A 25,578-nucleotide genomic window follows, 5' to 3' on the forward strand; every position below is an offset into this window, starting at 1 on the left:
GCCCGCTCGGACCCTCGAACAGCTTCGAGTTCGCTTGCCTGACGAGGACCATCCGAAAGATCAACCCTGACAGTTATTCAGAAACGAGTCCCGGCAGTGCCCGAGTACTGGCGCTGCACCCCTGCAGAGGTGGTGCCCTTCTTCACGAAGCCGGTGTCGTCGAGGATCAACACGCCGTCGGGCGTGCCGAGTTGTTCGGCCACGTACGCCTGCAGGTCGTCGCGCAGGCCGTCGGCGTCCCACCGGCTGTGGGAGAGCAGATGCTGCAGACCGTGCGGGGTGGCGTGGCCGGCGTACTCGGCGAGCTGCCAGCTGTTCTTTCGTCCGACTGGGCCGAGTAGTCCGCGGACGTAGTCCCGCATCCGCCGCCGGGCCTCCACCCGTGCGAAGCGGGCTCCGGTTTGTAGGAAGAGTTCTTCGAGTTCCAGGTCCCAGGCATTCGTCGGTACATCGTGGATCATGACAACGGAATGCTCGTCGCGCTGTCATTACATGCGGCGCGGGCACACGTTGGTGGGACGGTCGGCCCAAGACCGCTCCACCCATGCCAAACCCCCGCTACACTCCCCACCGCCAGGCCGTTGACCAGGAGAAATACAGAAGTGCGGCTGGAGTATTAGGGGTTGTGGCCACCGCGGCGGCCTCCTTCCTCGCCGTCGCGGCGTCCCCCGCCCCGGCCCCGGGCTCCGACGGCATCGGCGACTCCTACTTCCCCGGGCTCGGCAACGGCGGCCTCGACGCCCGCCACTACGCCCTCGACGTGGCGTACGCCCCGGACACCGGCCGCCTCGACGGCCGTACGACGATCACGGCCCGTGCCACCCAGAGCCTCACCTCCTTCGACCTGGACCTGCAGCAGCTTCAGGTCACGCAGGTCGAGGTGAACGGCAGACCCGCCCGGTTCACGCGCCAGGGCGACGAGATCCGCATCACCCCGCGCGGCGTTCTGCCCAAGGGCCGCGACTTCACGGTCGCCGTCACCTACGGCGGCATCCCGCAGCCCCTCGGCGGCCCCATCGTGTTCGGCTCCAAGTACGGCTGGATGAAGACCGCCGACGGCGTCTTCGTCGCCTGCGAGCCCAACGCCGCCTCCACCTGGTTCCCGTCCAGCGACCACCCCTCCGACAAGGCCACCTACGACATCCGCATCAAGGCGCCCAAGGGCCTGACCGCGGTCTCCAACGGACGGCTCATATCCACGTACGACAAGGGGGACCAGACCGTCACCCACTGGCGCGAGTCCAAGCCGATGGCCACCTACCTGGCGACGGCGACCATCGGCAAGTTCGACGTGCGGACCGGGAAGACACCGTCCGGGATCCCGATCTACGTCGCCATCGACCCCGTCCTGAAGAACAGCAACAGCGTCGACGTGTACGCCGTCACCGCCGAGGCCACCGACTACTGGTCGAAGGTCTTCGGCGCGTACCCCTTCGAGGAGACCGGCGCCATCGTCGACGACATGCCCGAGGCGGGCTTCTCCCTGGAGGTCCAGTCGAAGCCCGCGTACTCGGCCGTCCGCAACGAGTCGACGATCGTGCACGAGCTGGCCCATCAGTGGTTCGGCGACTCGGTCTCGGTGGCGCACTGGAAGGACATCTGGCTCAACGAGGGCTTCGCGACCTACGCCCAGTGGCTGTGGGCCGAGCACAAGGGCACCCGCTCGGCACACGACTCCTTCGTCGCGGCGTACGACGCGCGCCCCGCCGACAACGCGTTCTGGCAGATCAAGGTGGCCGACCCGCAGCGCGACACCATGTTCGCCTCCGCGGTCTACCAGCGCGGCGCGATGACGCTCCAGGCGCTGCGCGAGCGCATCGGCGACACGGCGTTCTTCGAGCTGCTGCCCGCCTGGACCAGGCTCCACCGCTACGGCAACGCGAACACCGGCGACTTCGTCCGGCTCGCGGAGAAGATCTCCGGGCAGCGACTCGACGACCTGTTCCAGAAATGGATCTTCACCACGGGCAAGCCGACGCTGTAACTTCGGCACAACCCGGAGTTCGCCTTGCTTTGTAAGGTGCACCCTGCTGGATGGGTGAGAATATAAGGGTGCTCCAGCAATTGTTCAGCCCCTCCGTCCAGCACACGCTGGATGTCGTCGGCATCTTCGTCTTCGCGATCTCCGGCGCCCTGCTGGCCGTCCGCAAGAACTTCGACGTGTTCGGCATCGCCGTGCTCGCCGAGGTCACCGCGCTGGGTGGAGGGCTGTTCCGGGACGTGGTCATCGGCGCCGTGCCGCCGGCCGCGTTCACGGATCTGGGGTACTTCCTGACCCCGCTGTTCGCCGCTCTCCTGGTGGTCTTCCTCCATCCGCAGGTGGAGCGCATCCAGGTCGCCGTCAACGTCTTCGACGCGGCCGGACTCGGGCTGTTCTGCGTCGCGGGGACGACGAAGGCGTACGCCTACGGACTCGGCCTGACCGCGTCCGCCGCCCTCGGCCTCGCGACGGCCGTGGGCGGCGGTGTCCTGCGCGACGTCCTCGCCAACGAGGTGCCCTCGCTGCTGCGCTGGGACCGCGACCTCTACGCGGTCCCGGCGATCGTCGGGGCCACCATGGTCGCGCTCTGCATACGTTTCGGCGCGCTGACCCCGTTCACCTCGGGGCTCGCGGTCGTCACCGCTTTCGTACTACGCCTGATGGCGATGAGGTACCACTGGCGAGCTCCGCGCGCCTGGAACCGGCGGTCCAATGTGGCTGAGGGAGACTCCCCGTGGCCTGGCCGGTCATCTGCTGGCTCAGCCAGGTGAACACCGTCGGGATCTGCGGCCGCCACAGGGCCATGCTGTGCCCGCCTGCGCTGTGCGGGATCAGCACCGCGCGCACCGCCGTCGGCGGCTTCGCGATCGCCTGCAGCGCGGCGGCCGCCTGGTAGCCGTCGCCCATCTGGCCCGAGAGGTACAGCGAGATCCGGGGCGGGGTGCGGTAGCCCTTCAGGATGAAGTACGGGTTGTTCTGCCGGCGCAACTCGACGCTCCGCGCGGCCAGCGAGTTGCGCTCGCCGATCGGGTCGTTGTAGCCGGACAGGCTGATCGCGGCCCGGTAGCGGTCGGGGTGCGCGACCGCGAGCTTCGCGGCGCAGTGCGCCCCCGCGGAGTACCCGGCGGCCGCCCAGCCGTCCGGGGCGGGCTGGGCACGGAAGTTGTCCGTGATCATCTTGGGCACGTCGATGCTGAGCCAGGAGTCGGCGTTCACGACGCCCGGGACGTTCGCGCAGCCGGTGTCGACCTTGGCGATGAGGTTGGTGCGCGGCGCCACCAGGATGAACGGCTCCACCTGCCCGCTCTTCATCAGAGGCAGCAACTGCTCGTGCACCTTGAGCGAGCCGAACCATGCCTTGGCCGAGCCCGGGTAGCCGGACAGCAGCTCCACCACCGGGAACTTCTTGTCCTTGTAGGCGGGGTCGCTGTACTGCGGCGGCAGCCACACGTAGACCTCGGCGTCGACGCCGGAGACCCGGCCCTTGAGCTGGGTGACCTCCACCCCGCCGGCCGCGTGCATACCCGGACCGTCGGCCTGGGTGAACGTCTGTTTGACCTTGGGCAGGGCCTTGACCTGGATACCGCCGGTGCCGTCCTTGCCCAGGTCGGCGGCCTGCTGCACGTGGTCGCCCGTTCCGAACAGGTCGGACCAGTTGTCGTAGAGGCTGTTGGCGTTGTTCACCAGGACGAAGACGAGGGTGACCGCCGTCGCCTGGGCGAACACGAGCATGAGCACCCGGACGGCGTGGCGCAGCATCATCGGGCCACGCAGTCGCGACCACAGGAACAGAGGCAGGATGAGGGCGACCGCCAAGAGGACGATCGACGTGATGAGGAACGGCGTCCCGGTCAGGCTCATCGGCTATGCGGCTCTTCCTGTGAACGGGCGGAACGGGCTGTACGTCTTCTGAGAGGGAGACAGCGGGCCGTCGGTCACGGACGAGTGGGGACACTTACCGAGAAATTGCCAGAATCTCACCGGAGAATGGCCGAAATTCGCGCGAGGGTCCGGAGCGACGTCACTCACTCGGCGCTTCAAAGCTACTGCTTAGTAATTTCTTGTTGTACGGTTCTGGCATGCCAGAAGCAGCTACCGCACCGGCCGCGGGGGCCACGGTCGGCGACAGCGAGTTCGACCGCGACACCGCGGTCACCCGACGGGAACCCGGCGTCTACGACATCGACCTCTCCGCCGGCTGGACGATCATCAACGCCGTCAACGGCGGCTATCTGCTGGCCGTCCTGGGCCGCGCCCTCGCGGACGCCCTGCCGCACCCGGACCCGTTCACCGTCTCGGCGCACTACCTGACGGCCTCCCAGCCGGGCCCGGCCGTCGTGCGCACGGATGTGGTGCGCACCGGCCGCACCCTCTCCACGGGTCAGGCGTCCCTCTTCCAGTACGACGAGGACGGCCATGAGGTGGAGCGCATTCGCGTCCTCGCCTCCTACGGCGACCTGGACACCCTCCCCGACGACGTCCGTACGAGCGCGCGGCCGCCCGCGATGCCGCCCCTTGACCAGTGCTTCGGCCCGCAGGACGCTCCGGCCCCGGTCCCCGGCAGCTCGGCCATCACCGACCGGTTGATGCTCAAGCTGGACCCCGCGACCCTGGGCTGGGCGCTCGGCGCACCCTCGGGGAAGGGCGAGATGCGGGCGTGGTTCGGCCTCGCCGACGGCCGGGACGCCGACCCCCTGTCCCTGCTGCTCGCGGTGGACGCACTGCCGCCCACCGCCTTCGAGCTGGGAATCTCCGGCTGGGTACCGACGATCGAACTGACCGTACACGTACGCTCCCGCCCGGCTCCCGGCCCCCTGCGCGTCTCGATCACCACACGCAACCTCGCCGGTGGCTTCCTGGAGGAGGACGCGGAGGTCTGGGACGCCAACGACCGCCTGGTCGCCCAGTCCCGCCAACTGGCTCGCGTCAAACTGCCCTGACCCGAACACCCGGACCGGCGTGCCGCAGGGAAGGCGGACCGGGACGTGGCCCGCGCCGGGGTCCCGGCGCGGAGCCCCGTTCAGGGGGCAGGGGGCGGAGTCCCCGGTGGGGTGCCGGGGCGGAGCCCCTGGTGGGGTCGAAGGGGCGAAGCCCCTGAGGGTGGGAACGGGTAAGGGCGGCGGGGGCGGAACCCATCCCGCCGCACCCCGCCGCACCCCCGGCCTACCCGTCCAGCGGCCGACGGCCCAGCCACGCAGCCAGGCGCGCATAGGCGTCCGCCCCGTCGGGGACCGGAACCGCCGACGCGAACGGCAGGTCGTCTCCCCGTTCCGCCTCCGGCAGGACGAGGCGGCCCACCGCGAGCGCGAACTCCGCCAGTTAGGGGTCCAGGTCACCGGGCCGCCCCAGGGCCTGCCAGAGATCCCAGGTGTGGGCCACGCACTCCATCACATACCCGGACAGCGCGTCGCGCCCCGGCGCCTCTCCCCACGGCACGCGCACAGCCGCGTCCAGCCGGCCGTCGTCCGCCCAGCCCCGCCGCACCGCGGAGCCGGCCTCGTCGTACGCGGCCGCCCAGCCGTCGTCCGGAACGCCGTCCGCGAAGGGATGCAAGGCCATCCCGTCGCCGCCCGCGCCCACCTGGGCGATCCGCAGGGTGCCGCCGACGATGTGCGACAGCAGCGTCCGTACGTCGAACTCCCTGCACGGCGTCGGACCCGCGAGCTGCCCGGGCCGTACGGTCCCGATCAGTGCGGCGGCCTGCTCGGCGGCGCGGGCGTACACGGGGCGGGGGTCGGTCATGGTGTCGGTGGTCGTGGCGGTAGCGGTGGTCGGGGTGGTGTCGTTGGTCATGGCGGTCCTCTCCGTTCTGTTCGGGTCCGCGAGGGATGACCGGAGACTCACGCCATAACCTGACAGTTTCCGTCAACATTTGCGCGCCGGTCCCCGTGCCCGCGATCCTGTGCCCGTGAAGTCCGACCGCCTGCTGTCGATCCTCCTGCTGCTCCAGACCCGAGGCCGCGTCCCCGCCCACGAACTCGCCGAGCGACTGGAGGTGTCGGTGCGCACCATCTACCGCGACATCGAGGCCCTCTCGGCCTCCGGCGTCCCGGTGTACGCGGAGCGCGGACGGCACGGCGGCATCGAACTGCTCGCCGGATTCCGTACGGACGTCACGGGCCTGACCGCCGACGAGTCCCGCGCCCTGTTCATCCTGGCCGCCCAGGGCGCGCACGCCGCGCTCGGCCTCGACGCCGCCCTCGGCTCCGCGCTGCGCAAGGTGATGGCGGCGCTGCCCGCCCCGCACCGCCCCGCCGCCGAGGCCACGAGCCGCCGCATCCTGGTCGACGCCACGCGCTGGAAGGGCGGCCCGCAGTCCGCCGTCGACCTGGACACCCTCCAGGACGCGGTGTTCGCCGACCGCCGCCTCAGGCTGCGCTACCGGCACAGCGGGGCCACGACCCCGCGCACGTACACCGTGGACCCGTACGGGCTCGTCTCGAAGGCCGGCGTCTGGTACCTGGTGGCCGACCGCCGCGGCACCCCCCGGTTGTTCCGCGCGGACCGGGTGCGCTCGGCGACCCTGCTGCCGGACCCGGTGCGGCGGCGCCCCGGTGTCGAACTCGCCGACGTCTGGGAGGTGCTGCGCAGGCAGGTCGAGGAGCGGCCCGGCGGCTTGGAGGTGACGGTCCGGGTGCGCCGCGACATCCTGGACATGTTCCAGCGGCTGACCGCCTCCGCGCTCGTCGCCCTGCCGGAGGACGACGGGGAGAGTCCCTGGGTGACCGCCCGGCTGTCGTACGGGTTCGTCCGCGAGGTGCGCCAACTGCTGGTGTTCGCCGACCGGTTGGAGATCCTGGCTCCGCCCGAGGCCCGCGAGGAACTGGCCCGGGCGGCGTCTTCCGTCACAGAGCTGTACCGGCGCGGGGACTGAGCCCCGGGACGAACACGCAGGTCGGCAAGGTGACTTGGCGCCCCTTTTGCCCGCCGCACAGCCGCGCCACAGGACGCCCTGCGCCAAGCCCACCGGCGGTTGGGACCGGGGGCCCGGCGGTGGCCAGGGCGGCGGCTGCGGCGGCCCCGGCGGGCAGCCGGGCGGCCAGGGGCAGCAGGCCCAGGGCTGATCTGCCGCCCGTCACTCCTTCCAGTGGTGGCGGCCGATACTGATCAGCCGCATCCGCTGGACGGCGAGCCGGGCCACCCGCTCCCGGTCCTCGGCGGCGCCCTCCATGGCCTCCAGGAACTGGGAAGCGGTCACCAGCATCTGGTCGACGTACAGACCGGCGAGCATCAGCAGGTCCTCGTCGCTCCACCCTGCGGACTCAGGGTGTTCGGCCAGCGCGACCTTCACCTCCTCGGCGAACCGGGCGAGTTGCCGGCGTATCGCCTCCCGCACCGGCTGGACGCCGCCGTGCCGTTCGCGGGCGATGAACCGTACGTGTGCGGGGTACGCGTCCACATGACGGGCGATCAGGCCGACGGCGCGCTCGATGCGTTCGTCGCTGTCGCCGGTCGCGGAGACCGTCGACTCGATCATCGAATGGAGGCTGCCGAGGGCCTCCTCGACCAGCTCCACGCCGAGATCCGCGGTCGACCGGAAATGCCGGTAGAAGGCGGTCGGCGCGACGCCGACCGCACGGGTGACCTCGCGCAGACCCAGGCTGCTCAGGCTCTGCTCCTCCAGCAGACCGAGCGCCGCGTCCAGCAGCGCCTGCCGGGTCTTCTGCTTCTGGGCCTGCCGGATGCCGAGGGTGTGACTCATGCCATGCAGTTAACAACTGTTCTCTGTAATTGGAAAGCCATGGGGCGCGCTAGACTGGGAAGTCAGTGAACAAATGTAACTACAATCGTTCACCGAAATGTCACGAGAGGCATCCCGGAGGGGGATCTCGTCCCATGCTGTTCCTCGTCGCCGCACTCCTGCTGCTGGGCACCGTCCTGGGCACCGTGGCCCATGCCCCGCTCTCCTTCACCCTCGTCGCCGCGGCCGTCATCGCCGTATGGCTCGTGGTCTTCGCGGTCCGCGAGCGGCACGGGCGCCGTCGGCACACGTCGGCCCACTAAAACCGCCGTACGTCCTTCGACTCTTGGGAGCTGACCGTCATGCAACTCACCGCCGTACGAACCAAGGACACCGCCGCACGCGGCAAGGAGACCGCCGCTCCGGCCGGCCGCACCGGCGCGCGCGACGCGAACGGCATGGCTGTCGCGTCCTTCATCCTGGGCCTGCTCGGCCTGCTCGTCCTGAACCTCGTGCTGGGCCCGATCGCCATCGCCCTGGCCGCGGTGGCCCTGTGGCGCGGCACGGCCCGCCGGGGCCGCGCCCTGCTGGGCCTCGGCCTGGGTGTGGTGGACCTGGTGCTCCTGGTGACGTTCATGCAGCTGGACCACACGGTGTCCTGGAGCTTCTGACCGCCGGCACCACGACGCCGGGTGCGGCTGCGCCGAGGCCCGGCCGCACCGGCTGCCGAACGGGTGGGGCCTAGAATTGGCGTCACCATGGCATACCTCGACCACGCCGCGACCACCCCGATGCTCCCCGAGGCGGCAGAGGCCCTGACCGCGCACCTCGGCATCACGGGCAACGCCTCCTCGCTGCACGCATCGGGCCGCCGCGCCAGGCGAACCGTCGAAGAGGCCCGCGAAACCCTCGCAGAAGCCCTCGGCGCCCGCCCGAGTGAGGTGGTCTTCACCTCCGGCGGCACCGAGGCCGACAACCTCGCCGTGAAGGGCCTGTTCTGGGCCCGCCGCGCCGCCGACCCGGCCCGCACCCGGGTCCTCGCCAGCCCCGTGGAACACCACGCCGTCCTGGACACCGTCCACTGGCTCGGCGAACACGAGGGCGCCACCGTCGAGTACCTGCCCGTCGACTCCTACGGCCGCGTCCACCCCGAGGCCCTGCGCGAGGCCATCGCCCGCGACCCCGACGATGTCGCCCTCGCCACGGTGATGTGGGCCAACAACGAGATCGGCACCGTCATGCCGGTCCGCGAACTGGCCGAGACCGCAGGCGAGTTCGGCATTCCGCTGCACGCGGACGCCGTCCAGGCCTTCGGCCAGGTCCCCGTCGACTTCGAGGCCTCGGGCCTCGCCGCGATGACGGTCTCCGGGCACAAGATCGGCGGCCCGTACGGCATCGGCGCGCTGGTCCTCGGCCGCCAGTACAGCCCCGTCCCGGTACTGCACGGCGGCGGCCAGGAACGCCATGTGCGCTCCGGCACCCTGGACGTGCCCGCCATCGCCTCCTTCGCGGTCGCCGGACGGCTCGCCGCCGAGCAGCGCGAGTGGTTCGCCCGCGAGATCGGGGCCCTGCGCGACGACCTGATCGAGGAGGTCCGCAAGGCGGTCCCGGACGCGGTCCTGGGCGGCGACCCGGTGGACCGGCTCCCGGCCAACGCCCACTTCACGTTCCCCGGCTGCGAGGGCGACTCCCTGCTCCTGCTGCTGGACGCCCAGGGCATCGAGTGCTCCACGGGCTCCGCCTGCACGGCAGGGGTGGCCCAGCCGAGCCATGTCCTGCTCGCCACCGGCGCCGACCCGGACCTCGCCCGCGGCACCCTGCGCTTCTCCCTGGGCCACACGTCCACGGAGGCCGACGTGGAGGCGGTCGCGAAGGCCATCGGCCCCGCGGTGGAGCGCGCGCGCTCCGCCGGGCTGACCTGACCGGGCCTCCGAGCCCTACCGGGCCCGCGCCGCCCGCTCCCGCCGTACGAGCCCCATGTACCGCTCCCAGTCCCAGTGCGGCCCCGGATCCGTGTGGTCCGTCCCCGGCACCTGGGCGTGCCCGATGATGTGCTCACGGTCGACGGGTATCCCGTACCGGCCGCAGACCGCGGCCGTGAGCCGCGCCGACGCCGCGTACATCGCGTCTGTGAAGGACGACGCCCTCCCCCACTGCCTTAACGGCGTGGGAGGTGCCCCCATCACGAACCCCTCGTGCTCGATGCCGACGCTGCGCTCGTTGTACTCCCGGTTGCCCGCGTGGAACGCCACGTCCAGCTCGCGGATCATCTGCGTGACCCGGCCGTCCCGGCGCACGATGTAGTGCGCCGCCGCACCGTGCCCAGGGTCCTGGAACACCTTCACCGCGCTGCTGTAGCCGCCCTGGGTGACATGGACGATCACACGGTCTATGCCGTAGTCGTCCGGCCGGTCCGCGCGCCGCAGGTTCGCCGGCGACGCGGCCAGCCACCGCGCACCGGGGAAGTCGACCGCGCCCTCCACCCGCGGCTTCTCGACGCCGGGCAGCCGCCACCACAGATGCGCCAGCTCCTGCCGCGCCAGCACGGCCGTGCCCACGGCGGCCGCCGTACCGCCGAGGACCAGCGCGCGCCGCCCGAGACGCCGGTCGCCGTCCCTGTCCTTCATGTGATCCCCCATGTGATCCCCCATGTGATCCCCGCTGTGATCGTCAACGGATACTCCCCGACAGCGGTTCCCGCGGCCCCGTACCCTTGAAGGGCTATGACTGACACCCCGCAGCGCCCCCTCCGCGTCCTCGCCGCCATGTCCGGCGGGGTCGACTCCGCCGTCGCCGCCGCCCGAGCCGCCGAGGCGGGCCACGACGTGACCGGCGTCCACCTCGCGCTGTCCGCGAACCCGCAGTCGTTCCGCACGGGCGCGCGCGGCTGTTGCACCATCGAGGACTCGCGCGACGCCCGCCGCGCCGCGGACGTCATCGGCATCCCGTTCTACGTCTGGGACCTCGCCGACAGGTTCCGCGAGGACGTGGTCGAGGACTTCGTCGCCGAGTACGAGGCCGGACGCACCCCGAACCCGTGCCTGCGCTGCAACGAGAAGATCAAGTTCGCGGCACTGCTCGACAAGGCGCTGGCGCTGGGCTTCGACGCGGTCTGCACCGGCCACTACGCGAAGATCGTGACGCTGCCCGACGGCTCCCGCGAGCTGCACCGCGCCTCCGACATGGCGAAGGACCAGTCGTACGTTCTCGGCGTGCTCGACGAGAAGCAGCTCGCGCACGCCCTGTTCCCGCTCGGCGACACGGTCACCACCAAGGACGAGATCCGCGCGGAGGCCGAGCGACGCGGCCTCGCGGTCGCCAAGAAGCCCGACTCGCACGACATCTGCTTCATCGCCGACGGCGACACCCAGGGCTTCCTCGCCCGCCGGCTCGGCAAGGCCGAGGGCGACATCGTCGACGAGTCCGGAGCCAGGGTGGGCACGCACGACGGCGCGTACGGCTTCACGATCGGCCAGCGCAAGGGCCTCAGGATCGGCACCCCGGCCCCGGACGGCAAGCCGCGCTACGTCCTGGACATCTCCCCCGTGACGAACACGGTCACCGTCGGCCCGGCGTCCGCCCTGGACGTCTCCGCCCTCACCGCCGTCAAGCCCCGCTGGTGCGGAACGGCCCCGGCCGGCCCCGGCACCTACACGGCCCAGCTCCGCGCCCACGGCGGCGAGACCGAGGTGACCGCGGAACTGGTCGACGGCGAACTGAGGGTCCGCTTCACCGAGCCGGTCCGCGGTGTGGCCCCCGGCCAGGCCATCGTCCTGTACGACGGCACGCGCGTGGTGGGCTCGGCGACGATCGCGTCCACGACGCGGGCGACCACCGCGGTCGCGTAGCCCGCGGCCACCGGCCCCCGGGGGGCTACCGGTCGAAGAACTCCGCCAGCACCGGTGCCAGCACCTCGGGATCCACCATGTGGGTCTGGCCCTCCAGCGTGCGGTGCGTGCCCCGGGGCGCCGCTTGGGCGATCGCCTCGGCCGCCCTGCGCAGCCACGGAGGGCTCGCGTCGCCCGCGACGGCCAGGACCGGGACCGTGACGGAGGCCAGCCGCTCCCGGGGCACCAGCCCGTCGCCCATCACGGCGTCGTCATAGGCGAGCGTGTGTGCGATCGCCTCCATGTCCGCCCACATGGGGGACTGGCGGGCGGTCGCGATCACCGCCTCGGCCAGGCCCGTGAGCCTCAGGAACAGCTCCACCGCGTCCCCGCGCCGCCCGGCCGCGAGCACCTCGCTCAGATTCCGGGTGTACTCCGCGCGCTCCTCGGCGCCGCCCTCCCCGTAGTCGGCGAAGGGCACCTCGTACACGGCGACCTGACGGACCGGCAGCCCGCTCGCAGCTGCCCGCAGCACGAGCGCGCCGCCCGACGAGACGCCGTACAGCGATGCCTCGCCGCCCGCGGCCTCGATGAGCGCCGCCAGGTCCTCGACCTCGCGGTCCACGGCGTACGGCGCGGTGTCGCCGCTCGCGCCGCGGCCCCGGCGGTCGTACACGATGACGCTGAAGCGGTCCGAGAGACGCGCGGCCAGGGGCGCCACCGTGGCGCCCGTGGACATCGCGCCGCTCACGAGGACGACCGCCGGGCCCTTACCGGTGCGTTCGTAGGCGATGGGGGTGCCGTCGCGCGAGATGGTCTGCTTGTCCATGACTGTGAGACTGCCGCAGACCACGGCGCCGATCGGTCAAGACACCTCGACTTCGTAGAAGCAGAGGTGGTCCTTGATCCGGGCGACGTCCGGCTTGGGGTCCGGATACGCCCAGACGAGGTCCGGCGCGTCCGGCAGGGACCAGTACGACGCCGTCCCCTTGAAGGGGCAGACCGTGTGGGTGTCCGAGGGGGTCAGGAGGTCCATACGGACGTCCTCGACGGGGATGTAGTACCGCACGGGACAGCCCGTCTCGCGCAGTACCAGGGGGCGGTCGCTGTCCGCCAGGATCTGTCCGCCGTGCACCACGCGCACGTGCCGGTCGCCCTGCTCGATGGTGATCGTGTGTCCTTCGGCCATACCGGGAAAGCGCTCGCGGGGACCCGGTTCTTCCCGCGTACGGTGGTCGGCATGAACATCTGCGTCTTCCTCTCCGCCGCCGACCTCTCCGAGACCTACACGCGGCCCGCCCGCGAGTTCGCCGAACTGCTCGGCAAGGGCGGGCACACCCTGGTGTGGGGCGGCTCCGACGTCGGGCTGATGAAGGTGGTCGCGGACGGGGTGCACGAGGCCGGCGGGCGGCTGGTGGGCGTCTCCGTCGCGTTCCTCTCGGACAGGGCGAGGGCGGGCGTCGACGAGATGGTGGTCGCCAGGGACCTCGCCGAACGCAAGAGGCTGCTCCTCGAGAAGGCCGACGCGGTCGTGATCATGGTGGGTGGCACGGGGACACTGGACGAGGCGACCGAGATCCTGGAGCTGAAGAAGCACGGGCACACCGACAAGCCGGTGGTCCTGCTGAACACCGCGGGCTTCTACGACGGCCTGAAGGAGCAGTTCCGGCGCATGGAGGACGAGGGCTTCCTGCCCAGGCCCCTCGCGGACCTGGTGTTCTTCGCCGAGGAGCCGGTGGGGGCGCTGGCGTACCTGGAGGAGTCGCTGGGGATGCAGTGACGCGGTGGTGCGAGCATGGCGGGCATGGCTACTCATGTGATCACCGGTGCGGGCTCCGGCATCGGCGCGGCCGTCGTCCGCCGTCTGCACGCGCGCGGGGACGACCTCGTGCTGCACGCGCGGGACGCGGGGCGGGCGAAGGAGCTGGCGGCGGAGTACCCCGGGGCGCGGACGCTGGTCGGCGACCTCGCGGAGCCCGACAGGCTGTCCTGGGCCCTCTCGCACCAGAGCCCGCCGGACCGGGTGGACTCCCTGCTGCACATCGCGGGCGTGGTCGACCTGGGCCGGGTGGGCGAGCTGACTCCGAAGTCCTGGCACCACCAGCTGAACGTCAACCTGATCGCGCCCGCCGAGCTGACCCGCCTCTTCCTGCCGCAGCTGCGCGCCGCACGCGGCCACGTCGTGTTCGTGAACTCCGGGGCCGGCCTGAACGCTCACGCCGAGTGGTCGGCGTACGCGGCCTCCAAGCACGGCCTGAAGGCCCTCGCGGACTCCCTGCGCGAGGAGGAGCACGCGAACGGCGTCCGGGTCACCTCGGTCTACCCCGGCCGCACGGCGAGCCCGATGCAGGCCAAGGTCCACCAGCAGGAGGGCAAGCAGTACGACCCGTCCCGGTGGATCGATCCCGAGTCGGTGGCGACGACGGTCCTGATGTGCCTGGACCTGCCGAGGGACGCGGAGGTCAACGACCTCACCGTGCGACCGGGGCGGTAGCGATGTGCAGCCCGTCCGGCGACTGAGGACGAGGCCGAAGGCCGATGGGGGTTTGGGGGCGCAGCCCCCGGGCGGGGCTTTGCCACCGGGCGCCCTCTGGCGGAGGTCCGCGAATCCGGTCTGCCCCGGAGGGCCTACGCTGCCGGGGTGAGTGAGAACAGCGAGTTCACGTTCGGTGCCGCCACCGGCGTAGGGTCCATGCCCGGTGGGGACGCCCGGGAGGCGGCCAGGACCGTCACCGGGAGCTTCGAGGACTTTCCGTTTCTGGCCGAGCTGCCCGCGCGGGGGCCCGGCGCGGACATGATCGGGCGGACCGCGGGGATGCTCGTCGACCTGTACGCGCGCGTGGAGCCGAGCGGCTGGCGGTTGGGGGACCGGCCGGGGCGGGACACCCGGCGGGCCCGGTCCTGGCTCGGCGAGGACCTCGACGCGCTGGAGGAGTTCACCCAGGAGTACCAGGGGCTGCTCAAGGTGCAGGCGGTGGGCCCGTGGACGCTCGCCGCCGCACTGGAGCTGAGGAGCGGCGAGGCGGCACTGTCCGACCCCGGCGCCTGCCGGGACCTCGCCGGCTCGCTCGCCGAGGGCCTAAGACTCCATCTCGACGAGGTGCGGCGCCGTGTCCCCGGTGCCCGGCTCGTCCTCCAGCTCGACGAGCCGTCCCTCACCCCCGTCCTGCGCGGCCAGGTGAGGACCGCGAGCGGGTACCGCACCCACCGGGCCGTGGACCGGCAGATCGTCGAGGCCACGCTGCGGGATGTGATCGGCGTGCACGCGGACGGCCCGGTCGTGGTCCACTCCTGCGCCCCGGACGTCCCGTTCGCCCTGCTGCGCCGTGCGGGCGCCGCCTCGGTCTCGTTCGACCTCTCCCTGCTCACCGAGCGTGACGACGAGGCGATCGGGGAAGCCGTGGAAGGGGGTACACGGCTGTTCGCCGGGGTCGTGCCGTCCACGGACGGCCCATTGTCAGACCCTGCCGGTAGCGTCATGGGTGTCAGGACGCTGTGGCGCAGGCTGGGGCTGAATCCGGGGCTGCTCGCGGAGGCGGTCACGGTCACGCCGACGTGCGGGCTCGCGGGCGCCTCCCCGGACTACGCGCGCAAGGCGCTCGCCCACTGCGTCCGGGCGGCGAGATCCCTCGCGGACAACCCAGAGTAACGGGAGGACAACACGGTGGCCGGCGACAAGCAAGCGGAGACGACGGTGCCCGTCGAGGCCCGGGAGCAGCACGCGCAGCTCGCCGAGCAGATCGAGGAGCACCGCTTCCGGTACTACGTGAAGGACGCTCCCGTCATCAGCGACGCGGAGTTCGACCGGCTCCTGCGCTCCCTCGAAGCGCTCGAGGAGCAGTACCCGGAGCTGCGCACCCCCGACTCGCCCACCCAGAAGGTCGCGGGGGCGTACGAGACGGAGTTCACGGCCGTCCAGCACCGCGAACGCATGCTCTCGCTGGACAACGCGTTCGACGACGAGGAGCTCGCCGCCTGGGCCGACCGCGTTGCCAAGGAGGTCGGCTCCTCCGCGTACCACTTCCTGTGCGAGCTGAAGGTCGACGGCCTCGCGGTCAACCTCACCTATGAGCACGGCCGCCTCACGCGGGCGGCGACCCGCGGCGACGGCCGCACCGGCGAGGACATCACCCCGAACGTCCGTACGATCACGGAAATCCCGGACCGCCTCAAGGGCGACCACGTCCCCGACCTCGTGGAGATCCGCGGCGAGGTCTACTTCCCGATGGAGAAGTTCGAGGAACTCAACGCCCGGCTGGTGGCGGGCGGCGACAAGCCCTTCGCCAACCCGCGCAACGCGGCGGCCGGTTCCCTGCGCCAGAAGGACCCGCGCATCACGGCCACCCGCCCGCTGCACATGGTGGTCCACGGCATCGGCGCCCTGAAGGGCTTCAAGGACGGCCTCACCCGCCTCTCCGAGGCGTACGACCTGCTGAAGTCCTGGGGCCTGCCCACCGCCCGGCACAACAAGGTGGTCGACGACCTCGACGGCGTACGGCAGTTCATCGCCTACTTCGGGGAGAACCGCCACTCCGTGGAGCACGAGATCGACGGAGTCGTCGTCAAGCTCGACGAGATCCCGCTCCAGGGCCGCCTCGGCTCCACCTCCCGCGCCCCGCGCTGGGCGATCGCGTACAAGTACGCGCCGGAGGAGGTCAACACCAAGCTCATCAACATCCGCGTGGGCGTGGGCCGTACGGGCCGGGTCACGCCGTACGCCCAGGTCGAGCCGGTCACGGTGGCCGGCTCGGAGGTCGAGTTCGCCACCCTGCACAACCAGGACGTGGTCAAGGCCAAGGGTGTGCTCATCGGTGACACGGTGGTGCTGCGCAAGGCCGGTGACGTCATCCCGGAGATCCTCGGCCCGGTCGTCGACCTGCGCGACGGCACCGAGCGGGAGTTCGTGATGCCGTCCGAGTGCCCCGAGTGCGGCACACCGCTGCGGCCCATGAAGGAGGGCGACGTCGATCTACGCTGCCCGAACGCACGGACGTGTCCCGCGCAGTTGCGCGAGCGTCTGTTCTACCTCGCGGGGCGCAAGGCGCTGGACATCGAGCACTTCGGTTACGTGGCCGCCGCCGCCCTCACCAAGCCGCTGGAGCCGGCCGAGCCGCCGCTGAAGGACGAGGGCGACCTGTTCGACCTCACCGTCGAACAGCTGCTGCCCATCAAGGCGTACGTCCTCGACCAGGACAGCGGCCTGCCCAAGCGCGACCCGAAGACCGGCGAGGAGAAGGTCGTCACGGTCTTCGCCAACCAGCAGGGCGAGCCGAAGAAGAACGCGCTCGCGATGCTGGAGAACATCGCGGCCGCCAAGGAGCGTCCGCTCGCCCGCATCCTCACCGGCCTGTCGATCCGTCACGTCGGCCCGGTGGCGGCCGAGGCGCTGGCCCGCGAGTTCCGGTCGATCGAACGGATCGACCAGGCGAGCGAAGAGGAGCTGGCGGCCACCGACGGGGTCGGGCCCATCATCGCCGCCTCCCTCAAGCAGTGGTTCGCCGAGGACTGGCACCGCGACATCCTCCGCAAGTGGAAGGGCGCGGGCGTCCGTATGGAGGAGGAGGGCTCGGGCGAGGACGAGGGGCCGCGTCCGCTGGAGGGGCTCACGGTGGTCGTCACCGGAACGCTCGGGCAGTACACACGGGACGGCGCCAAGGAGGCGCTGCAGAGCCGTGGCGCGAAAGTGACCGGTTCTGTCTCCAAGAAGACGTCCTTCGTTGTGGTGGGCGAGAATCCTGGATCGAAGTACGACAAGGCCATGCAGCTGAAGGTCCCCGTGCTGGATGAGGACGGTTTCGCCGTCCTGTTGGAACGAGGGCCGGAAGCAGCCGCGGAAGTCGCGCTTCCGACCGGGGAGTAGCGGTTGAAGGTCACCCGTTCGGCGCATACCAGATGCATACGGGTGGCCGGTCGCATTCGGGCAACCGTCGACGACCGCTGCCCGTGAAAGCCTTCTGCGGCCTACTGTTGAGCTGTGCGCCTGCCGTGCCCGGACGCGTGGTGGGTTTTCAGTCGCGGTGCCGTTGACGGTTCGTCGGGCAATCGGGCCGCGTGGCGAGGGCACCGGCTGTGAGAGGGACGGGAATGGAACCGACCAAGAGCGCCGCCCCGGACTCACGGCTGCGCCTGCGCCGGGTGTCCGGCGCCTGGCGGGCGGGGCGCCGGATCGTGCGGCCGTCCGGGCACGCGGGTACGGACGGCCCGCGTGCCGTGCCACGGGCCCTGCCGGGAGCGCCCCCCGGCCCCGTCGCCGAAGTCCCGGCGGGGAGCACCCCGGGCACGACCTCGCTGCCGGCCCTGCCGCCCGTCACCGGCGCGCTCGCCGACGGGAGTTCCTCCGGGCTGCCCGGTCAGGGTGGGGAGCGGCACATGTCGTGGCCCGCGCTGCCCGCGGTGGTCGTCGCCGCCGCCGGGTTCGTCCTCGGCGCCGGCTTCTACCGCGCGTTCGGCGAACACCACGCGCTGTTCCCGTCCGGTGCCGTCGGCTGGTCCCTGGCCGTGCTCACCGGCATCATCGTCGGCCACCTGGTCATGCTCGGCCGCTCCCGCTGGTGGGGCGGCACGGGCTCGGGCGCCGCCCTCACCCTCGCCGTCCTGCTTCTGTACGGCTGGGTGCCCGCCGGGATGGTCAGCCTCACCGTCGTCGTCCTGGTCGGCGCAGCCCGGCTGGGCCGCTGGCGGCAGGGCATACTGCACGGCGCGGTCGACCTCCTGGGCATCGGCGCCGGAGCCCTCGTACTGGCCGCCTTCGGGCGCGTCCCGACCGTCGAGACGCCCTGGGACCCGCGCACCTGGACCCTCTACGCCGCCCCCCAGGTCGTCCTCGTCGCCACCGCGTACCTCGCCGTGATCCGGCTGCTGCTGTGGTACCTGCACGCGCCACGCACCGGCGGCCTGCCCACCGTCGCCCGCACCGCCCTGGTCCGGCACGGACTCGTCGCCGTCGCGCTGCTCGGCATCGCCCCGCTGGTCTGCGTCGTCGCCGTCGCGGTGCCGGTCCTGCTGCCGCTGTTCTCCATCCCGCTCATCGCCCTGGACTCCACCCTGTGGATAGCCCGCGCCCGCGCCGAGGAGCAGCTGCGCGACGGGCTGACCGGGCTGCCCAACCGGCAGTGGCTGCTGGAGCGCACCTGGACGGCCCTCGACGACGCCGAGCGGATCGGGGCACGGGCCGCCCTGATGCTGATCGACCTCGACCGCTTCCGGTCCGTGAACGACACGCTCGGCCATCTCGCGGGCGACCGGCTGCTGCTGCAGATAGCCGAGCGGCTGCGGCTGGCGCTGCCGCGCGGCGCCGAGGCCGCGCGGCTCGGGGGCGACGAGTTCGCGGTCTTACTACCGGTCGCGGACTCCACGACGTCCGCGTCGAGGGCGGCCCGCAACCTGGTCGCCGCGCTCAGCTCGCCGCTCGATCTGGACGGGCTCACGCTCGTCCTGGAGGCCAGCGCCGGGGTCGCCGTCTTCCCCGACCACGCGCTGGACGCGGAGGGGCTGCTGCGGCGGGCGGACGTCGCGATGTACCAGGCGAAGCGGGACCGCACCGGGGTGGAGGTGTACGAGTCCAAGCGGGACTCGAACACACCCGACCGGCTCGGGCTGCTGGGTGATCTGCGGCGCGCGCTGGACGCGCACGAGGTGCAGTTGCACTACCAGCCGAAGGTGCGCTTCGACGGGCAGGTCGCCGGGCTCGAGGCGCTCGTGCGGTGGGTGCATCCCGAGCGCGGAAAGGTGCCGCCGGACGAGTTCATCGCGATCGCGGAGTCGTCCGGGCTGATGCCGCACCTGACGGAGTACGTGCTGGAGACGGCGCTCGAGCAGGTGGCGCGGTGGCGGGCGCAGGGGCTCATGGTGCCGGTCGCGGTGAACGTCTCGCCGCGCGACGTCCACACGCCGGGGTTCGCCGGGTCGGTCGCGGCGCGGCTGGCGCGGCACGGGGTCCCGGCCGGGGCGCTCCAGCTGGAGATCACGGAGCACGTGCTCCTGGAGGACCCCCAGCGGGCCGCGGACACGCTGGCGGGGCTGGCCGGGCACGGCGTGAAGATGTCGCTGGACGACTTCGGTACGGGCTACTCCTCGCTCGTGCATCTGCGGCGGCTGCCGGTGAGCGAGCTGAAGATCGACCGGTCGTTCGTGGCGCGGCTCGCAGTGGACGCGGAGGACGCCGAGATCGTGCGCTGCACGGTGGACCTCGCGCATTCGCTGGGCCTGCTCGTCGTCGCGGAGGGCGTCGAGGACGACGAGACGTGGGAGCGGCTGCGGGACCTGGGCTGCGACGCGGTGCAGGGGTGGCTGGTCGCGGCGGCGATGCCGGCGGACGAGACGACGGCGTGGCTGCGGGCCCGAGGAGTGCGGGGGTGGCAGCGCCCCAGGGCCGCGCTGCCCGCGGCCACCGCGGACGACCCCGGGCGGCTCGGCTGACCCGAGAGCCGTCGTGATCAGTTCGTCCCCGCCGCGAAGTGCCCGATCAGCAGGGCGAGCCGGCGTTCATGGGCCTCGGCCGGCAGGCGTCCGCTGCGCATCAGCGTGACCAGGCCGTGCAGCCCGGCCCAGTAGGTCTCCGCGAGCAGGCCCGGGTCGTCGCCCTCGTGCGCGACGGGTTCCACGGCCCGGAGCAGTTCGCCGAACGCCTCCTGCAGGGCCGCGGGCGCCTCCGGTGTTGCGAACGGCAGGTCCACGGTGTGGGTGAACATGGCGTCGTAGAGCGCGGGCCGCCGCCGCGCGAAGTCCGTGTACGCCTTCCCCACCGCTGCCAGCGCCCCGCGCGTGCCCTCGGCCGCCGTACGCGCCGCCCGCAACTCGGCCGCCAGCTCCGCGCAGCCCTGCACCGCGACCGCCGCCATGATGGCGTCCTTGCCCTTGAAGTGGCTGTACAGGACGGGCTGGCTGTACTCGATCTCCGCGGCGAGCCGCCGGGTGGTGACGGCGTCCCAGCCCTCGGCCTCCGCCAGTTCCCGCGCGGCCGTCACGATCAGCCGTTCGCGTTCCGCTCGTTCGCGCTCCCGGCGCGTCTGGATCGTCATGCCGAAAGTCTAGCAGCGCTAGCCAATCTGTCGGCGCTCTGTTAGTGTCGCTCTTGTCGCTAGCGCCGCTAGCTCACCTTGATGGGGGAGAAGAGACATGACCGTCACCGCGTACACCCTGGCCGTCCTGCTCGACCTGTTCTGCGTGTTCCTCGGCTACCGCTTCTGGTTCCGGCCCGCCTCCGCCGCGGCCGGCTATGGCGTCCCCGCCGACCCTCGTGGCGAAGCCGGTGCCTACCTGTCGATCAAGGGCCTCAGGGACGGTGCCTTCGGGCTGGTGGGCCTCGCGCTGCTGGCCTTCGTCGGTGCTCGTGCCGAGGCCTGGCTGATGGTCTGCGTGGCACTCGTCCCACTCGTCGACACGCTGATAGTCCTGCGCCACGGCGGCAGGAAGGCCGTGGCCTTCGGGATCCACTTCGCCACCGCAGTCGTTGTACTGATCAGTGCCGGCCTGCTCTTCGCCGTCTGATCACGCCGATACCGACACCAGGGGGTCACACATGTCGCTGTTCGTGCCGAAGTTCGAAGAGCCCGTGATCGTTCGCGAGGCCGAGGCCGAAGTCGTCGGTCGCGCGCCCAGCACCATCCGTCTGCTCGCCGACAGCAGCGCGACCGGAGGCGCCCTGTCCACCCAGCGCGTCACCCTCAAGGGCGGCGCCGACGGCGCCAAGCCGCACTGGCACGACAACTCCGCCGAGATGTTCTTCCTGCTCGACGGCGCCGCGGACATCCTCTCCGGGGAGGACATCGTCACCGCCGGACCCGGCGACCTCGTCGTCGTCCCGCCCGGCAAGCCGCACGCCTTCGCCGCCGTACCCGGTGCGGACGCCGACCTGCTCATCGTGATCACCCCGGGCGTCGAGCGCTTCGAGTACTTCCGTCACCTCCAGCGCATCGCCCTCGGCGAGGCCACCCCGGAGAGCCTGCTGGAGGTGCAGGACCTGTACGACAACCACTTCCTGCGCAGCCACGCCTGGGAAGGGCGCCGAGGCTGAGGGGCGGGCCCGGCAAACCGTTTCACGGCGACCGGCCCCCGCCCCATAGGATTAGGACCTGTCGACACATTCCCGCCTGCCGTGCGGCGTCTGGCACGCACGCTCGCCGCGTTGCCGAATCGTCCACGTGGCTCCGCCACGAGGACGCTCCGGCGCCTTGCGATCGCACGCACCAGACGCCGCACGGCCCGCCCTTCGGGCGGACGACGGGAAGGTGCCGACAGGCCCTAGGCCCAAACCACACACACTCACCCCAGAGGATCGCTGCATGCCTGGCATCACGCGCGAGGAGGTCGCCCACCTCGCCCGGCTGGCGCGTCTGGAGCTGAAGCCCGAAGAGCTCGACCACTTCGCAGGCCAGCTCGACGACATCATCGGCGCGGTCGCCCGCGTCAGCGAGGTCGCCGACCAAGACGTACCGCCGACCTCTCACCCGCTGCCGCTGGCGAACGTCATGCGCCCGGACGAGGTCCGTCCGTCGCTCACCCCCGAGCAGGCGCTGTCCGGCGCCCCGGCCCAGGAGCAGCAGCGTTTCAAGGTGCCGCAGATCCTGGGGGAGGAGTAGCCCGCCATGACGGACAAGAACAGCATCATTCGGCTCACCGCCGCCGAGACCGCCGCGAAGATCGCCTCCGGCGAGCTGACCGCCGTCGAGGTCACCGAGGCCCACGTCGCCCGGATCGAGGCCGTCGACGAGAAGGTGCACGCCTTCCTGCACGTCGACCGTGAGGGCGCGCTCGCCCAGGCCCGTGCCGTCGACGAGAAGCGGGAGCGCGGCGAGAAGCTCGGCCCGCTCGCCGGTGTGCCCCTCGCGCTGAAGGACATCTTCACCACCGAGGGCATCCCGACCACCGTCGGCTCCAAGATCCTCGAGGGCTGGATCCCGCCGTACGACGCCACCCTCACCAAGAAGCTGAAGGAAGCGGACGTCGTCATCCTCGGCAAGACCAACATGGACGAGTTCGCCATGGGGTCGTCGACGGAGAACAGCGCGTTCGGGCCGACCGGCAACCCCTGGGACCTCACCCGTATCCCCGGCGGTTCCGGCGGTGGGTCGAGCGCCGCGCTCGCCTCCTTCCAGGCGCCCCTGGCCATCGGCACCGACACCGGCGGCTCCATCCGCCAGCCCGCGGCCGTCACCGGCACGGTCGGCGTCAAGCCGACCTACGGCGGTGTCTCCCGCTACGGCATGGTCGCCTTCTCCAGCTCCCTCGACCAGGGCGGCCCCTGTGCCCGCACGGTCCTGGACGCGGCCCTGCTGCACGAGGTCATCGCGGGCCACGACCCGCTGGACTCCACCTCCATCGACGCGCCGGTCCCGCCGGTCGTCGAGGCCGCCCTGGGCGGCTCCGTGGAGGGCATGCGCGTCGGTGTCGTCAAGCAGTTCCGCGGCGAGGGCTACCAGGCCGGCGTCCTGCAGCGCTTCGACGAGTCCGTCGCGCTCCTGAAGGAGCTGGGCGCGGAGATCGTCGAGCTGGACTGCCCGTCCTTCGACCTGGCGCTGGCCGCTTACTACCTGATCGCCCCGAGCGAGTGCTCCAGCAACCTCGCCCGCTTCGACGGCCTGCGCTACGGCCTGCGCAGCGGTGACGACGGCTCGCACTCCGCCGAGGAGGTCACCTCGCTGACCCGTGCCGAGGGCTTCGGCCCGGAGGTCAAGCGCCGCATCATGCTCGGCACCTACGCCCTGTCGAGCGGCTACTACGACGCGTACTACGGCTCCGCCCAGAAGGTCCGCACGCTCATCACCCGCGACTTCGAGAAGTCGTTCGAGAAGGTGGACGTGATCGTGTCGCCCACGACCCCGACCACCGCCTTCCCGATCGGCGAGCGCGCCGACGACCCGATGGCGATGTACCTGGCGGACCTGTGCACCATCCCGGTCAACCTGGCCGGAAACGCCGCCATGTCGCTGCCCTGCGGTCTGGCGCCCGAGGACAACCTCCCCGTCGGCCTGCAGATCATCGCTCCGGCGATGAAGGACGACCGCCTCTACAAGGTCGGCGCCGCCGTCGAGGCCGCCTTCGTGGAAAAGTGGGGGCACCCGCTTCTCGAGGAGGCTCCGTCGCTGTGAGTAAGGCACTGTCCAAGGCCAAGGGCTTCAAGAAGTCCAAGTCCGGTACGTACCTGTCCATGGCCACCACCGCGTTCGGCGCGATCAGTGTCGCGAAGCAGGTCAAGAAGGCCCGCCTCGAACACGACACGCTGCGACTGATCGACGCCGCCGTGTCCGCCGCCGCCATCGTCACCGGCCTCGCCCTGCTCGTGCGGGAGCTGAAGCGCCTGGGCGACGACGACGTCCTGCTGGGCTGAGAGGGAAAGTTTCACCGTGACCACCATGACCGACCTGGTGTCGTACGAGGACGCGCTGGCGTCGTACGACCCCGTCATGGGCCTCGAGGTCCATGTCGAACTCGGCACCAGGACCAAGATGTTCTGCGGCTGTTCCACGGCGCTCGGCGCCGAGCCGAACAGCCAGACCTGCCCCACCTGTCTCGGCCTGCCCGGCTCCCTCCCGGTCGTCAACGCGACCGGCGTGGAGTCCGCGATCAGGATCGGTCTCGCGCTGAACTGCGAGATCGCCGAGTGGTGCCGCTTCGCCCGGAAGAACTACTTCTATCCGGACATGCCGAAGAACTTCCAGACCTCCCAGTACGACGAGCCGATGGCCTTCAACGGCTACCTCGACGTGCAGCTGGAGGACGGCACCACCTTCCGCGTGGAGATCGAGCGCGCCCACATGGAGGAGGACACCGGCAAGTCGACGCACGTCGGCGGCGCCACCGGCCGCATCCACGGCGCCCGGCACTCGCTGCTGGACTACAACCGCGCCGGCATCCCGCTGATCGAGATCGTCACCAAGCCGATCGTCGGCGCCGGCGAGCGCGCGCCCGAGGTGGCGAAGGCGTACGTCCGTGAGCTGCGCGAGCTCATCCGGGCGCTCGGCGTCTCCGAGGCCCGTATGGAGATGGGCCAGATGCGCTGTGATGTGAACCTCTCGCTGATGCCCAAGGGCTCGGAGAAGTTCGGCACTCGCAGCGAGACCAAGAACGTCAACTCGCTGCGCTCCGTCGAGCGCGCCTGCCGCTACGAGATCCAGCGCCACGCCGCCGTGCTCGGCAGCGGCGGCACGGTGATCCAGGAGACCCGCCACTTCCACGAGGACACCGGCACGACGACCTCGGGCCGGACCAAGGAGGAGGCCGAGGACTACCGGTACTTCCCCGAGCCGGACCTGGTGCCGGTCGCGCCCCCGCGCGAGTGGGTCGAGGAGCTGCGCACCTCGCTGCCCGAGCTGCCGCTGGTGCGCCGCAACCGGCTGCGCGAGGAGTGGGGCGTCTCCGCCACCGACATGCAGGCGATCCTCAACGCCGGTGCTCTGGACCTGATCGTCGACACGATCGACGCGGGCGCCGACGCGGCCGCCGCGCGCAAGTGGTGGATGGGCGAACTGGCTCGCAACGCCAACGAGTCGGGCAAGGCCCTGGACGAACTGCCGATCACCCCTGAGCAGGTCGCGCGCGTGACCAAGCTGGTGGAGTCGGGTGACCTGAACGACAAGCTGGCCCGCCAGGTCATCGAGGGCGTCCTCGCGGGCGAGGGCACCCCGGACGAGGTCGTCGAGAAGCGCGGTCTGAAGGTCGTCTCCGACGAGGGTGCCCTGACCGCCGCCGTCGACGAGGCCATCGCCGGCAACCCGGCCATCGCGGACAAGATCCGCGGCGGCAAGGTGGCCGCGGCCGGCGCCCTGGTCGGCGCCGTCATGAAGGCCACCCGCGGCCAGGCCGACGCGGCCCGCGTCAAGGAGCTGATCCTTCAGAAGCTCGGCGTCAGCGAGGGCTGAGAGACAGCGCGGAACGCTCCCGAGGGGCAGTACACCGAACCTGGTGTACTGCCCCTCGTTCGCTTACAAAAACCTTATGTGGTGGCAGAGTTGCTGGGATTGTCCTGTGACTTGGGTCCCATTCCCGTGAGTAACGCCACGAAAGTGACAAACGATCTTTTCCGGCTGCGAAAGTGTTGTGGATCGCTCATGTGTTCTTTGCGGGCTGTTCAGTTCTCTTAGCGGCTGTCC

Annotated in this window: 24 protein-coding genes and 3 pseudogenes; 19 read left to right on the forward strand and 8 right to left on the reverse strand. The window is 71.2% G+C overall.

The annotated features are described in order from the left end of the window. Positions 1-89 precede the first annotated feature (89 nt). Positions 90-461, reverse strand: a pseudogene (locus AB0N14_RS08155) (transposase); the annotation flags it as partial. Positions 462-625: 164 nt separating this feature from the next. Between AB0N14_RS08155 and AB0N14_RS08160 the strand changes: the two are divergent. Next, positions 626-1,984: a M1 family metallopeptidase gene (locus AB0N14_RS08160; RefSeq protein ID WP_366024885.1), complete on the forward strand. Its 1,359-nt coding sequence runs from the start codon at positions 626-628 to the stop codon at positions 1,982-1,984. Between the two features lie 68 nt (positions 1,985-2,052). After that, positions 2,053-2,751, forward strand: coding sequence for a trimeric intracellular cation channel family protein (locus tag AB0N14_RS08165; protein ID WP_366025140.1), 699 nt, complete (start codon positions 2,053-2,055; stop codon positions 2,749-2,751). A 154-nt stretch (positions 2,752-2,905) separates the two neighbouring features. Here AB0N14_RS08165 and AB0N14_RS08170 read toward each other — a convergent pair. Further along, positions 2,906-3,841 (reverse strand): annotated as a pseudogene (locus tag AB0N14_RS08170) (alpha/beta hydrolase-fold protein); the annotation flags it as partial. A 218-nt stretch (positions 3,842-4,059) separates the two neighbouring features. Here AB0N14_RS08170 and AB0N14_RS08175 point away from each other — a divergent pair. Beyond that, on the forward strand, positions 4,060-4,920 hold the full coding sequence (locus AB0N14_RS08175) for a thioesterase family protein (protein ID WP_366024886.1): 861 nt from the start codon (positions 4,060-4,062) through the stop codon (positions 4,918-4,920). A gap of 223 nt (positions 4,921-5,143) precedes the next feature. Here the strand turns inward: AB0N14_RS08175 and AB0N14_RS08180 are convergent. Next, positions 5,144-5,722, reverse strand: a pseudogene (locus AB0N14_RS08180) (TIGR03086 family metal-binding protein). Positions 5,723-5,888: 166 nt separating this feature from the next. On the opposite strand from AB0N14_RS08180, the gene AB0N14_RS08185 reads away from it, so the two are divergent. Continuing rightward, entirely contained in the window at positions 5,889-6,854 is a 966-nt protein-coding gene (locus AB0N14_RS08185) for a YafY family protein (RefSeq protein ID WP_366024887.1), read from the forward strand. Between the two features lie 201 nt (positions 6,855-7,055). Here the strand turns inward: AB0N14_RS08185 and AB0N14_RS08190 are convergent, their stop codons facing one another. Beyond that, the gene (locus AB0N14_RS08190) at positions 7,056-7,682 is read right to left on the reverse strand and encodes a TetR family transcriptional regulator (RefSeq protein WP_366024888.1); all 627 of its coding nucleotides are present in this window, start codon (positions 7,680-7,682) and stop codon (positions 7,056-7,058) included. Positions 7,683-7,816: 134 nt separating this feature from the next. Between AB0N14_RS08190 and AB0N14_RS08195 the strand changes: the two genes are divergently transcribed. The 3 genes from AB0N14_RS08195 to AB0N14_RS08205 all read left to right on the forward strand — a co-directional run bounded on the left by AB0N14_RS08195 (position 7,817) and on the right by AB0N14_RS08205 (position 9,583). Next, positions 7,817-7,984 carry a hypothetical protein gene (locus AB0N14_RS08195; protein ID WP_103838011.1) on the forward strand — a complete coding sequence of 56 codons (168 nt, stop codon included), beginning with the start codon at positions 7,817-7,819 and terminating at the stop codon, positions 7,982-7,984. 135 nt (positions 7,985-8,119) lie between these two features. Continuing rightward, on the forward strand, positions 8,120-8,332 hold the full coding sequence (locus AB0N14_RS08200) for a DUF4190 domain-containing protein (RefSeq protein WP_366025141.1): 213 nt from the start codon (positions 8,120-8,122) through the stop codon (positions 8,330-8,332). Positions 8,333-8,419: 87 nt separating this feature from the next. Further along, the gene (locus AB0N14_RS08205; RefSeq protein WP_366024889.1) at positions 8,420-9,583 is read left to right on the forward strand and encodes a cysteine desulfurase family protein; all 1,164 of its coding nucleotides are present in this window, start codon (positions 8,420-8,422) and stop codon (positions 9,581-9,583) included. 15 nt (positions 9,584-9,598) lie between these two features. Here AB0N14_RS08205 and AB0N14_RS08210 read toward each other — a convergent pair whose 3' ends face one another. Then, a complete protein-coding gene (locus AB0N14_RS08210) occupies positions 9,599-10,288 on the reverse strand; it encodes an N-acetylmuramoyl-L-alanine amidase (protein ID WP_366024890.1) in 690 nt (229 codons plus the stop codon). 96 nt (positions 10,289-10,384) lie between these two features. Between AB0N14_RS08210 and mnmA the strand changes: the two genes are divergently transcribed. After that, complete coding sequence (mnmA, locus tag AB0N14_RS08215) at positions 10,385-11,509, forward strand: tRNA 2-thiouridine(34) synthase MnmA (RefSeq protein WP_366024891.1); 1,125 nt, start codon at positions 10,385-10,387, stop codon at positions 11,507-11,509. Between the two features lie 25 nt (positions 11,510-11,534). Here the strand turns inward: mnmA and AB0N14_RS08220 are convergent, their stop codons facing one another. Together AB0N14_RS08220 and AB0N14_RS08225 are read right to left on the reverse strand one after the other, a co-directional pair. Then, complete coding sequence (locus tag AB0N14_RS08220; RefSeq protein WP_366024892.1) at positions 11,535-12,317, reverse strand: alpha/beta hydrolase; 783 nt, start codon at positions 12,315-12,317, stop codon at positions 11,535-11,537. Between the two features lie 36 nt (positions 12,318-12,353). Then, on the reverse strand, positions 12,354-12,677 hold the full coding sequence (locus tag AB0N14_RS08225) for a DUF427 domain-containing protein (protein ID WP_366024893.1): 324 nt from the start codon (positions 12,675-12,677) through the stop codon (positions 12,354-12,356). Positions 12,678-12,728: 51 nt separating this feature from the next. Here AB0N14_RS08225 and AB0N14_RS08230 point away from each other — a divergent pair, with 51 nt between their 5' ends. From AB0N14_RS08230 to AB0N14_RS08250, 5 genes are all read left to right on the forward strand, one after another. Continuing rightward, entirely contained in the window at positions 12,729-13,268 is a 540-nt protein-coding gene (locus AB0N14_RS08230) for a TIGR00730 family Rossman fold protein (protein ID WP_366024894.1), read from the forward strand. Positions 13,269-13,283: 15 nt separating this feature from the next. Beyond that, on the forward strand, positions 13,284-13,982 hold the full coding sequence (locus tag AB0N14_RS08235; RefSeq protein ID WP_366024895.1) for an SDR family oxidoreductase: 699 nt from the start codon (positions 13,284-13,286) through the stop codon (positions 13,980-13,982). Positions 13,983-14,129: 147 nt separating this feature from the next. Then, positions 14,130-15,137 (forward strand): methionine synthase, encoded by a 1,008-nt coding sequence (locus AB0N14_RS08240; protein WP_366024896.1) that lies wholly within the window; start codon positions 14,130-14,132, stop codon positions 15,135-15,137. 15 nt (positions 15,138-15,152) lie between these two features. Beyond that, complete coding sequence (gene ligA / locus AB0N14_RS08245; protein WP_366024897.1) at positions 15,153-17,348, forward strand: NAD-dependent DNA ligase LigA; 2,196 nt, start codon at positions 15,153-15,155, stop codon at positions 17,346-17,348. Positions 17,349-17,572: 224 nt separating this feature from the next. Next, a complete protein-coding gene (locus tag AB0N14_RS08250; RefSeq protein ID WP_366024898.1) occupies positions 17,573-19,906 on the forward strand; it encodes a bifunctional diguanylate cyclase/phosphodiesterase in 2,334 nt (777 codons plus the stop codon). 17 nt (positions 19,907-19,923) lie between these two features. Here AB0N14_RS08250 and AB0N14_RS08255 read toward each other — a convergent pair whose 3' ends face one another. Then, a complete protein-coding gene (locus tag AB0N14_RS08255) occupies positions 19,924-20,508 on the reverse strand; it encodes a TetR/AcrR family transcriptional regulator (protein ID WP_366024899.1) in 585 nt (194 codons plus the stop codon). 97 nt (positions 20,509-20,605) lie between these two features. On the opposite strand from AB0N14_RS08255, the gene AB0N14_RS08260 reads away from it, so the two are divergent. The 6 genes from AB0N14_RS08260 to gatB all read left to right on the forward strand — a co-directional run bounded on the left by AB0N14_RS08260 (position 20,606) and on the right by gatB (position 25,347). After that, complete coding sequence (locus tag AB0N14_RS08260) at positions 20,606-20,977, forward strand: DUF4267 domain-containing protein (protein WP_366024900.1); 372 nt, start codon at positions 20,606-20,608, stop codon at positions 20,975-20,977. A gap of 31 nt (positions 20,978-21,008) precedes the next feature. Next, the gene (locus tag AB0N14_RS08265; RefSeq protein WP_366024901.1) at positions 21,009-21,503 is read left to right on the forward strand and encodes a cupin domain-containing protein; all 495 of its coding nucleotides are present in this window, start codon (positions 21,009-21,011) and stop codon (positions 21,501-21,503) included. Between the two features lie 268 nt (positions 21,504-21,771). Then, the gene (gatC, locus tag AB0N14_RS08270) at positions 21,772-22,068 is read left to right on the forward strand and encodes an Asp-tRNA(Asn)/Glu-tRNA(Gln) amidotransferase subunit GatC (RefSeq protein ID WP_366024902.1); all 297 of its coding nucleotides are present in this window, start codon (positions 21,772-21,774) and stop codon (positions 22,066-22,068) included. 6 nt (positions 22,069-22,074) lie between these two features. After that, on the forward strand, positions 22,075-23,577 hold the full coding sequence (gene gatA, locus AB0N14_RS08275; protein WP_366024903.1) for an Asp-tRNA(Asn)/Glu-tRNA(Gln) amidotransferase subunit GatA: 1,503 nt from the start codon (positions 22,075-22,077) through the stop codon (positions 23,575-23,577). Further along, positions 23,574-23,816, forward strand: a complete 243-nt coding sequence (locus AB0N14_RS08280) for a hypothetical protein (RefSeq protein WP_103838024.1) — start codon at positions 23,574-23,576, stop codon at positions 23,814-23,816. The genes gatA and AB0N14_RS08280 overlap by 4 nt, the downstream gene beginning before the upstream one ends. A gap of 16 nt (positions 23,817-23,832) precedes the next feature. Then, positions 23,833-25,347, forward strand: a complete 1,515-nt coding sequence (gene gatB, locus AB0N14_RS08285) for an Asp-tRNA(Asn)/Glu-tRNA(Gln) amidotransferase subunit GatB (protein WP_366024904.1) — start codon at positions 23,833-23,835, stop codon at positions 25,345-25,347. The last annotated feature ends 231 nt before the right edge of the window (positions 25,348-25,578 follow it).

It is taken from the genome of Streptomyces sp. NPDC051104 (genome assembly GCF_040682835.1).
Lineage (GTDB): Bacteria > Actinomycetota > Actinomycetes > Streptomycetales > Streptomycetaceae > Streptomyces > Streptomyces cynarae.

Excerpts from the sequence above, each read along its gene's own strand:
- AB0N14_RS08210 (WP_366024890.1), bottom strand. The coding sequence starts at position 10,288 with ATGAAGGACAGGGACGGCGACCGGCGTCTCGGGCGGCGCGCGCTGGTC.
- AB0N14_RS08205 (WP_366024889.1), top strand. The coding sequence starts at position 8,420 with ATGGCATACCTCGACCACGCCGCGACCACCCCGATGCTCCCCGAGGCG.
- AB0N14_RS08200 (WP_366025141.1), top strand. The coding sequence starts at position 8,120 with ATGGCTGTCGCGTCCTTCATCCTGGGCCTGCTCGGCCTGCTCGTCCTG.
- AB0N14_RS08250 (WP_366024898.1), top strand. The coding sequence starts at position 17,573 with ATGGAACCGACCAAGAGCGCCGCCCCGGACTCACGGCTGCGCCTGCGC.
- AB0N14_RS08175 (WP_366024886.1), top strand. The coding sequence starts at position 4,060 with ATGCCAGAAGCAGCTACCGCACCGGCCGCGGGGGCCACGGTCGGCGAC.
- AB0N14_RS08265 (WP_366024901.1), top strand. The coding sequence starts at position 21,009 with ATGTCGCTGTTCGTGCCGAAGTTCGAAGAGCCCGTGATCGTTCGCGAG.
- AB0N14_RS08190 (WP_366024888.1), bottom strand. The coding sequence starts at position 7,682 with ATGAGTCACACCCTCGGCATCCGGCAGGCCCAGAAGCAGAAGACCCGG.
- gatC (WP_366024902.1), top strand. The coding sequence starts at position 21,772 with ATGCCTGGCATCACGCGCGAGGAGGTCGCCCACCTCGCCCGGCTGGCG.
- mnmA (WP_366024891.1), top strand. The coding sequence starts at position 10,385 with ATGACTGACACCCCGCAGCGCCCCCTCCGCGTCCTCGCCGCCATGTCC.
- AB0N14_RS08220 (WP_366024892.1), bottom strand. The coding sequence starts at position 12,317 with ATGGACAAGCAGACCATCTCGCGCGACGGCACCCCCATCGCCTACGAA.
- gatA (WP_366024903.1), top strand. The coding sequence starts at position 22,075 with ATGACGGACAAGAACAGCATCATTCGGCTCACCGCCGCCGAGACCGCC.
- AB0N14_RS08230 (WP_366024894.1), top strand. The coding sequence starts at position 12,729 with ATGAACATCTGCGTCTTCCTCTCCGCCGCCGACCTCTCCGAGACCTAC.
- AB0N14_RS08235 (WP_366024895.1), top strand. The coding sequence starts at position 13,284 with ATGGCGGGCATGGCTACTCATGTGATCACCGGTGCGGGCTCCGGCATC.
- AB0N14_RS08260 (WP_366024900.1), top strand. The coding sequence starts at position 20,606 with ATGACCGTCACCGCGTACACCCTGGCCGTCCTGCTCGACCTGTTCTGC.
- AB0N14_RS08255 (WP_366024899.1), bottom strand. The coding sequence starts at position 20,508 with ATGACGATCCAGACGCGCCGGGAGCGCGAACGAGCGGAACGCGAACGG.
- AB0N14_RS08195 (WP_103838011.1), top strand. The coding sequence starts at position 7,817 with ATGCTGTTCCTCGTCGCCGCACTCCTGCTGCTGGGCACCGTCCTGGGC.
- AB0N14_RS08225 (WP_366024893.1), bottom strand. The coding sequence starts at position 12,677 with ATGGCCGAAGGACACACGATCACCATCGAGCAGGGCGACCGGCACGTG.